This is a genomic window from Bradyrhizobium sp. 33ap4 (assembly GCF_032654765.1).
GTDB classification, from domain to species: domain Bacteria; phylum Pseudomonadota; class Alphaproteobacteria; order Rhizobiales; family Xanthobacteraceae; genus Bradyrhizobium; species Bradyrhizobium australafricanum.
Genome location: NZ_JAUMTJ010000126.1, coordinates 1 through 6,801, shown reverse-complemented (window position 1 = coordinate 6,801; position 6,801 = coordinate 1). Strand labels below are relative to the sequence as shown.

Sequence of the window (6,801 nt, the reverse complement as noted above, 5' to 3'; positions counted from 1 at the left end):
TGATCCGGAAAAGTGCGAAGCGGTTTTCCCTCGCGACAAACGCGGAACGCGTTTGCGCGGAGATCATGGTCAAACAAAGAGCTAAAGCGCGATGACGATTCAACCCAATCTCATCGCGCTTTAGTACCGTCTGAGCAGCCCCGACGCCGCGCCGCTATCGCCATAGGCGGCGCAGGCCCCTTCCGGGTCTCTGATCAACGCCGCCCGGACTCGCTTGAAGGTCTTGCCGACCGCTTCGGACACCTCGGGGCGGAATTTGCGCGGATCGTAGTCATTGCCGTCGTGAGCCTTGATGGCCGCGTCGAACGCATTGATCATGGCCATCGCGGCGTCGGGGCTGCCGAGAAGTCTGGCGCCCGTTTGAACGCCGCCGGCACCATTGGCCTCATAGCCGGTGCATCGTTGTTCGAGCACCGCGGCTGCGGTCGCGAGCTGGTCGAGGAACGTCGCCTCGGCGTCGGTGAGCATGGCAGCACCCGCCTGTCCCGGCGCGATGATCGCGAGCAGCGCGATGGCTGTCAGTTTGATGTGCATCGTGGTGGTTTCTCCCGGCGGAGCCGCGATCAAATCAATGGTTGCCGAATGACTATAACAAGTCTGCTTCCAGGGCATCAGGAGCCACGTCAGCTATTGGCCCCGAGGCCAACATGCGTGAGCGTGCGCCCAGAGCCACCAACGCGCGAGGGCCGGTCGATACAATTCGACAGATCGCCCTAGCCGGCCGATAACCTTAACCGATCCTTGCGCGGTGGCCGGCGCCCGTGCGTCGCTGCAATTACAGCGCGGACCCATTTACACGGCCTTAGACTGTTGCTCGGTATTTTCCGCAGATGCACGTCTTCGGGAGCACATCGATGCCCAGCCTGGCCGATCAGCTGGCGCTTTCGCGCAATCGGCCCGCGGGTTTCGACTACATGCGGATCGCGCTGGCGGCGTCGATCATTGGCCTGCACAGCACGAACGTGACGCTCGGGCTCGGCCGCGCGCTGGAAATCCAGAGCACGCTGCGCATCGGCGTCGCGATGATCCTCGCGCTGTTCTTTGCCCTGAGCGGCTTCCTGGTGACCGCAAGCCTGCTCCGGTGCAAGAGTCTGATTTCCTTCCTCGGCCTGCGCGTGCTGCGGATCGGACCGGCGCTCGCGGTCGAAACCACGCTATCGGCAATCATCATCGGTTCGGTCTTCACCGCGCTGCCGTTGGCGCAATATGTCGCCGATCCGAAATTCCACGCCTATTTTCTCAATATCGTCGGCGACATCCATTACGAGCTGCCGGGCGTATTCCTGCACAATCCGCTGCCCGATCTGGTGAACGCCCAGCTCTGGACCGTGCCGTACGAGCTGTGGTGCTACGTCATCCTGGCGCTGCTCGCCGTGCTCACGATTTGCTTCAACCGGGTGGCGTTCCTCGGGTTCATGGTGATCGCCCAGATCGGGCTCATCGTCTACGACATCTGGCGCTGGGACGAGGTGCCGATCCAGCTTCGCCCGCACCTTCTGGTGTTCTGCTTCCTTGCCGGCGTCGGCTTCTACCTCTGGCGCGACAAGGTGCCGTTCAACCGCACGCTGTGCCTGCTGGCGCTGGTGCTGTGCGCCGCCGGCATGGCGACCGGGCGCGGTGACGCGCTGGCTCCCGTGCCGGCCGCCTATGTCGCATGCTATCTCGGCCTGATGAATCCGCGGCGGAGCTGGATCGTGTCGTCAGGCGATTACTCCTACGGGCTTTATCTCTACGGTTTCGTCATCCAGCAATGCGTCGCCACCTTCGGCCCGCCGGTCCAGCACTGGTATCTGAACCTCCTGATCAGCCTGCCGCTCGCCTTCGGCGTCGCCGTCGTGTCCTGGCATCTCGTCGAGAAACGCGCGCTTCGGCTCCGAACCCAGGTCGAGAGCCTCGAGGCGGCGGTGCTGTCGCGGATCTCGATCGTCGGCTTCTGGCGCAGGCCGCCCGAGCGGGCCGGCTTGCGCGCAACGCTCGGCAACAGCGGCGCGTCGATCTGACCCGCGCCGGCGGGAAGGACGAGCTTCGGTTCTGATTGAATCAGAACCGAAGCTCTCGCTTCTTGTTTTGACGCGTTTTCTTCACGCGAACCGGGTCCACTTCGCTCGAAAACGCTCTAGCATCCTCCCCGCCGCGCTTTTCTTCACAGCAGCGCGTATTGCGACCGCTCGCGCTTGGCGAGCAGCGGCAGCGCCTGCTCCGCGATGTAGGTTTTGAAAGCCGCGCTGTCCTGGTGTGCCTTGAACGCGGCTTCGTCCTGGAACAATTCGTAGAACAGGAATTGCGCCGGATTATCCTTGCCGCGGCCGATCAGGAACAGCTTGGTGCCGGGGTCCTTCTGCGCCTCGGGCAGGAAGCCGTCGAGGATTTTCGCCACCTTGTCGGCCTGTCCCTCCTTGGCTTCCCATTGCGCCACAACCAGAAGGCCTGACGTGTTGATCGCGTCGCTGATGGTTCTCGTGCTCATCGCATAGTGCTTCATTGGCATTCCTCCGTTGCTGTGCTCCGATCGAGCTTGCGATCCGGCCCAGGGCGAGACGCCGGCGATCGCCATGATCGCGAACGAGCCGATGGCCGATCGTCGGGTGAGGATCATCGTCGTGGTCGAAACTTCCGAACGTTTCATGTTCGCCTCCAGATGATTCGCGCCAAGCGTCCTGCCGGCCGAACCGCAACGCGAGAGATAGTCGATCGTTCGGCGTCCCAGTTCGGTGATGGTCGAATTGTCGATGTCGTGAACATTTCGATCATGATCGAAGCGTTGCAGCGGCATGACGTGCGACAAGCGCAAGAGGCATATTTCGATCGATGCGGAGCCGGCCATGCAGACCATCGCACCGGAGCTTGCCGAACTCGCCGGGCTGATCGCCGATCCCGGCCGTGCCAGCATCCTGTCGCGGCTGATGGACGGACGCCCGCAGACTGCGAGCGAACTGGCGCTGGTCGCGGGCGTGACGCCCCAGACCGCGAGCTGGCACCTTTCGCGCATGGTCGAGCGGGCGCTGCTCAAGGTCGAGCGGCGTGGTCCGCGCCGCTTCTACCGGCTGGCTACGCCGCTGGTTGCGCAGATGCTCGAGGGCATGATGACGGTTGCCGCGATCGATCCGCAGCCGTCCCGGCCGCCGCCGCGCATCGATCCCGAGATGCGCCGGGCTCGGACCTGCTACGACCACCTTGCCGGCGAGCTCGGCGTCGCCGTCACCGACGCGATGCGGGATCGCGGCCATCTCAATCTCGACCATGAGGCCGGCGAGCTGACTGCTTGCGGCCGTGCTTTTCTCGGCGATCTCGGCATCGACCTGCGTTCGCCGGCGCGGAGCCGGCGGATCTTGTGCCGGCCCTGTCTCGACTGGAGCGAGCGGCGTCCGCATCTGGCCGGGCGGGCGGGGGCTGCGGTTGCCGACCTTGCATTGCAACGGGACTGGATCCGGCGCCGGCCGCAGGGCCGCTCCGTCGAAATCACCGACGCCGGACTCCTCGCATTCAGAAATTTGTTCGGCGCGCGCATTTGATTTCGGAGCCGAATTTGGCTACCGGCTATGGCGTGGATACGCTCAAGGTCAGAGACGCAAAAGACGTCGAGGAAGTGGTGCGCGCGGCGGTCGCCAGCGAGCAGCCGCTTGAGGTCATTGGACATGGATCGAAGCGCGCCATCGGCCATCCGATGGCGACCAATGCGCTGCTCGACGTCTCGGCGCTGAATGCGGTCACCTCCTATGAGCCGAACGAGCTGATCATCACCGTGCAGGCCGGCGCGCCGCTCGCCGACGTGCATTCCCTGATCGACGCCAAGAACCAGCAATTCGCCTTCGAGCCGATGGACATTTCGGTGCTGCTCGGCACCGCCGGCGCCGGCACGATCGGAGGCATGATCGGCGCCGGACTGGCTGGTCCCCGCCGCATCAAGGCCGGCGGTATCAGGGATCATCTGCTTGGGGCGCACGCGGTGTCCGGGTTCGGTGACAGCTTCAAGACCGGCGGGCGGGTGGTGAAGAACGTCACCGGCTACGATCTCTGCAAGCTGCTGACCGGCTCCTGGGGCACGCTCGCGGTCATGACCGAGGTCACGCTTAAGGTCATGCCGAAGCCGGAAGCCGAGCGGACGCTGCTGCTGCGCGGGCTCGACGACGTCACCGCCAACAAGGCGATGACGGCGGCGCTGGGTTCGCCCTTCGACGTCTCCGGCGCCGCGCATCTGCCGGGTTCGGCGTTGCGGACCGGGGGCGGCGCGCTGGCCGGCCTTGCAGCCTCAGGCCAGCCGGTCACGCTGGTGCGGCTCGAGGGGATTTCGGCGTCGGCGGCACATCGGGCGGCCTCGCTGAGCCAGACGCTCTCGTCCTATGGAACGGTCGACAGCCTCGCCGACGACGGGTCGGCCGCAATCTGGAGTGCGCTGCGCGACGTGGTGCCGTTCGCGGCGAACGGCGCGCTCGGGGCCTGGCCGGTGTGGCGTATCGTTTGCCCGCCGGCCTCTGGCGGCGCGCTGGGCCAGGCGTTGTCGCGCGCCACCGGCGGCGACGTGATCTACGACTGGGGCGGGGGGCTGATCTGGGCCGCGGTGCCGCCGGGCGCCGACGCCCAGGCCACGCTGGTCCGCGGCCATGTCGAGGCGATTGGCGGACACGCCACCCTGATCCGCGCCACCGAGGATGTGCGCCGGGCGGTCGATGTGTTCCAGCCGCAGGCGGCCGGGCTTGCCGCGCTCGGTGAACGGGTCCGGGCGAGCTTCGATCCGAGGTCCGTCCTCAACCGCGGCCGGATGATGCGAGGCGGGGCTGCATGAAGACCGAGTTTTCCCTGGCGCAGCTTGCCGATCCCGACATCAAGGAAGCCGACAAGATCCTGCGCGCCTGCGTGCATTGCGGCTTCTGCACCGCGACCTGCCCGACCTATGTGCTGCTCGGCGACGAGCTCGATAGCCCGCGCGGCCGCATCTACCTGATCAAGGAGATGCTGGAGAAAGACAAGCCGCCGACGGCCGACGTGGTCAAGCATATCGACCGCTGCCTGTCGTGCCTCGCCTGCATGACCACCTGTCCGTCGGGCGTGAACTACATGCACCTCGTCGACCAGGCCCGGGTCCGGATCGAGCGGGATTACCAGAGACCGCTGACCGAGCGGCTGCTGCGGTGGGTACTCGCCCTCGTGCTGCCGCGGCCGGGCCTATTCCGGATCAGCATGATCCTGGCCGGGCTCGCCCGTCCGTTCGCCGCATTGCTGCCGACGCCATCGGTCGGTGCGTCGAGCCCGGGTCTGCTGCGGCGGATCAAGGCGATGCTGGCGCTCGCGCCGCGCGGCCTGCCGCAACCGGGGCCGGCTGCGGGAACCGTGTTTGCGCCGATCGGCCGGCGGCGCGGCCGGGTCGCGCTGCTGCAGGGCTGCGCCCAGCAGGTGCTGGCGCCACGCATCAATCAGGCCGCGATCAATGTCCTGACCAGGCACGGCGTCGAGGTGGTGCTGGTCAAGGACGAGCAATGCTGCGGCGCGTTGACCCATCACATGGGACAGGACGGCGACGCGCTGGCGCGCGCGCGGGCCAACATCACGGTGTGGCAAAGGGAAGCGGACCAGAACGGGCTCGACGCCATCCTGGTGACGACCTCGGGCTGTGGGACAGTTGTCAAAGACTACGGCTACCTGCTGCGCGAGGACAAAACATTCGCGGAGCCGGCCAAGCGAATCTCGGCGCTGGCAAAGGATATCACCGAGTATCTCGCTGGCCTCGAGCTCGCGCCTTCAACACAGAAAGGCGACGTCACCGTCGCCTATCACTCCGCTTGTTCGTTGCAGCATGGACAGAAAATCACTCAACTTCCGAAAGAATTGCTTTCCAAGAATGGATTCGTGGTGAAAGATGTGCCCGAGAGCCATTTGTGTTGCGGTTCGGCGGGGACCTACAACATTCTCCAGCCCGACATTGCGAGCAGATTGCGCGATCGCAAGGTCGCCAATATTGCGCTTGTCAAACCGGACATGATCGCTGCGGGCAATATTGGCTGCATGGTTCAGATTGCCGGCGGTACGTCAGTTCCTGTGGTGCACACGATTGAGCTTCTCGATTGGGCGACAGGAGGTCCCCGGCCAGGATTGAATTGATCGACTGCCACTCGAGCATGATCCGGACCTCAGCCTTGCCCTGACGCAACGTGAAGGACCGGCGCTTCCTTGCCACAGACGCGAAGCGATCGCGCGGCCATCATGCCCGACAAGCGAAGTGGAGGGTGCCTCTCTTCGAGGTGCAGCCAACGTCCGGCAAGCGATCACTTCAATACGCCCGGTGGACTCAGATAGCGGCAACAGGAGGACCACGATGGCGAAGTCGAAGAAGGCGAAGAAAAGCAAGAAGGCCAAAAAGGCCAAAAAGGCCAAGAAGGTGGTAGCGGCGAAGAAGAGGTCCGCGAAGAAGTCGGCCAAGAAGGCTGCGAAGAAGTCCGCCAAGAAGGCTGCAAAGAAATCGGCGAAGAAGTCGGCCAAGAAAGCTGCAAAGAAAACGGCAAAGAAAGCCGCCAAGAAGGCTGCGCCGAAGAAGGCTGCGAAGAAAGCCGCTGCCAAGAAGAGCGCGCCGAAGAAGGCCGCTGCTCCGAAGAAGGCTGCCGCGCCGAAGCCGGCCGCTCCGGTCGCAGCACCTCCGGCGCCCGAGCCGCAGCCGGCGCCGAGCTGGGCCACACCGAGCCACGAACCGGCGCCGGGCTGGATTGCCGGGTCGGCCGACGGGGGCGAGCACCACTAGGTGGTGTGGACACTAGCGCATCCATAGAACAATGGCAGCGAGAGTGACGACGGCCCGGTAATTCCGGGCCG

The 6,801-nt window shown here is 65.0% G+C and carries 7 protein-coding genes; 5 read left to right on the top strand and 2 right to left on the bottom strand.

What is annotated here, in order from left to right:
• Nucleotides 1–120 precede the first annotated feature (120 nt).
• Entirely contained in the window at nucleotides 121–534 is a 414-nt protein-coding gene (locus Q2M23_RS42890) for a hypothetical protein (RefSeq protein ID WP_076827552.1), read from the bottom strand.
• 320 nt (nucleotides 535–854) lie between these two features.
• On the opposite strand from Q2M23_RS42890, the gene Q2M23_RS42885 reads away from it, so the two are divergent.
• On the top strand, nucleotides 855–2,000 hold the full coding sequence (locus Q2M23_RS42885; protein WP_233475491.1) for an acyltransferase family protein: 1,146 nt from the start codon (nucleotides 855–857) through the stop codon (nucleotides 1,998–2,000).
• A 143-nt stretch (nucleotides 2,001–2,143) separates the two neighbouring features.
• On the opposite strand, the gene Q2M23_RS42880 is transcribed toward Q2M23_RS42885, so the two are convergent.
• Nucleotides 2,144–2,626, bottom strand: coding sequence for an antibiotic biosynthesis monooxygenase family protein (locus Q2M23_RS42880; protein WP_316399403.1), 483 nt, complete (start codon nucleotides 2,624–2,626; stop codon nucleotides 2,144–2,146).
• A 196-nt stretch (nucleotides 2,627–2,822) separates the two neighbouring features.
• Here Q2M23_RS42880 and Q2M23_RS42875 point away from each other — a divergent pair, with 196 nt between their 5' ends.
• The 4 genes from Q2M23_RS42875 (at nucleotide 2,823) to Q2M23_RS42860 (ending at nucleotide 6,730) form a co-directional block, all read left to right on the top strand.
• Nucleotides 2,823–3,512 carry an ArsR/SmtB family transcription factor gene (locus Q2M23_RS42875; RefSeq protein ID WP_244558800.1) on the top strand — a complete coding sequence of 230 codons (690 nt, stop codon included), beginning with the start codon at nucleotides 2,823–2,825 and terminating at the stop codon, nucleotides 3,510–3,512.
• Nucleotides 3,513–3,544: 32 nt separating this feature from the next.
• Nucleotides 3,545–4,783 carry an FAD-binding protein gene (locus Q2M23_RS42870; protein ID WP_316399405.1) on the top strand — a complete coding sequence of 413 codons (1,239 nt, stop codon included), beginning with the start codon at nucleotides 3,545–3,547 and terminating at the stop codon, nucleotides 4,781–4,783.
• Entirely contained in the window at nucleotides 4,780–6,096 is a 1,317-nt protein-coding gene (glcF, locus tag Q2M23_RS42865) for a glycolate oxidase subunit GlcF (RefSeq protein WP_225162244.1), read from the top strand. Before Q2M23_RS42870 ends, glcF begins: the two co-directional genes overlap by 4 nt.
• Before the next feature lie 214 nt (nucleotides 6,097–6,310).
• Nucleotides 6,311–6,730, top strand: a complete 420-nt coding sequence (locus Q2M23_RS42860; protein ID WP_316399402.1) for a histone — start codon at nucleotides 6,311–6,313, stop codon at nucleotides 6,728–6,730.
• Nucleotides 6,731–6,801 lie beyond the last annotated feature (71 nt).

Coding starts and splice junctions, on each gene's coding strand:
- Q2M23_RS42890 (WP_076827552.1), bottom strand. CDS start 534: ATGCACATCAAACTGACAGCCATCGCGCTGCTCGCGATCATCGCGCCG.
- Q2M23_RS42885 (WP_233475491.1), top strand. CDS start 855: ATGCCCAGCCTGGCCGATCAGCTGGCGCTTTCGCGCAATCGGCCCGCG.
- Q2M23_RS42880 (WP_316399403.1), bottom strand. CDS start 2,626: ATGAAACGTTCGGAAGTTTCGACCACGACGATGATCCTCACCCGACGA.
- Q2M23_RS42875 (WP_244558800.1), top strand. CDS start 2,823: ATGCAGACCATCGCACCGGAGCTTGCCGAACTCGCCGGGCTGATCGCC.
- glcF (WP_225162244.1), top strand. CDS start 4,780: ATGAAGACCGAGTTTTCCCTGGCGCAGCTTGCCGATCCCGACATCAAG.
- Q2M23_RS42860 (WP_316399402.1), top strand. CDS start 6,311: ATGGCGAAGTCGAAGAAGGCGAAGAAAAGCAAGAAGGCCAAAAAGGCC.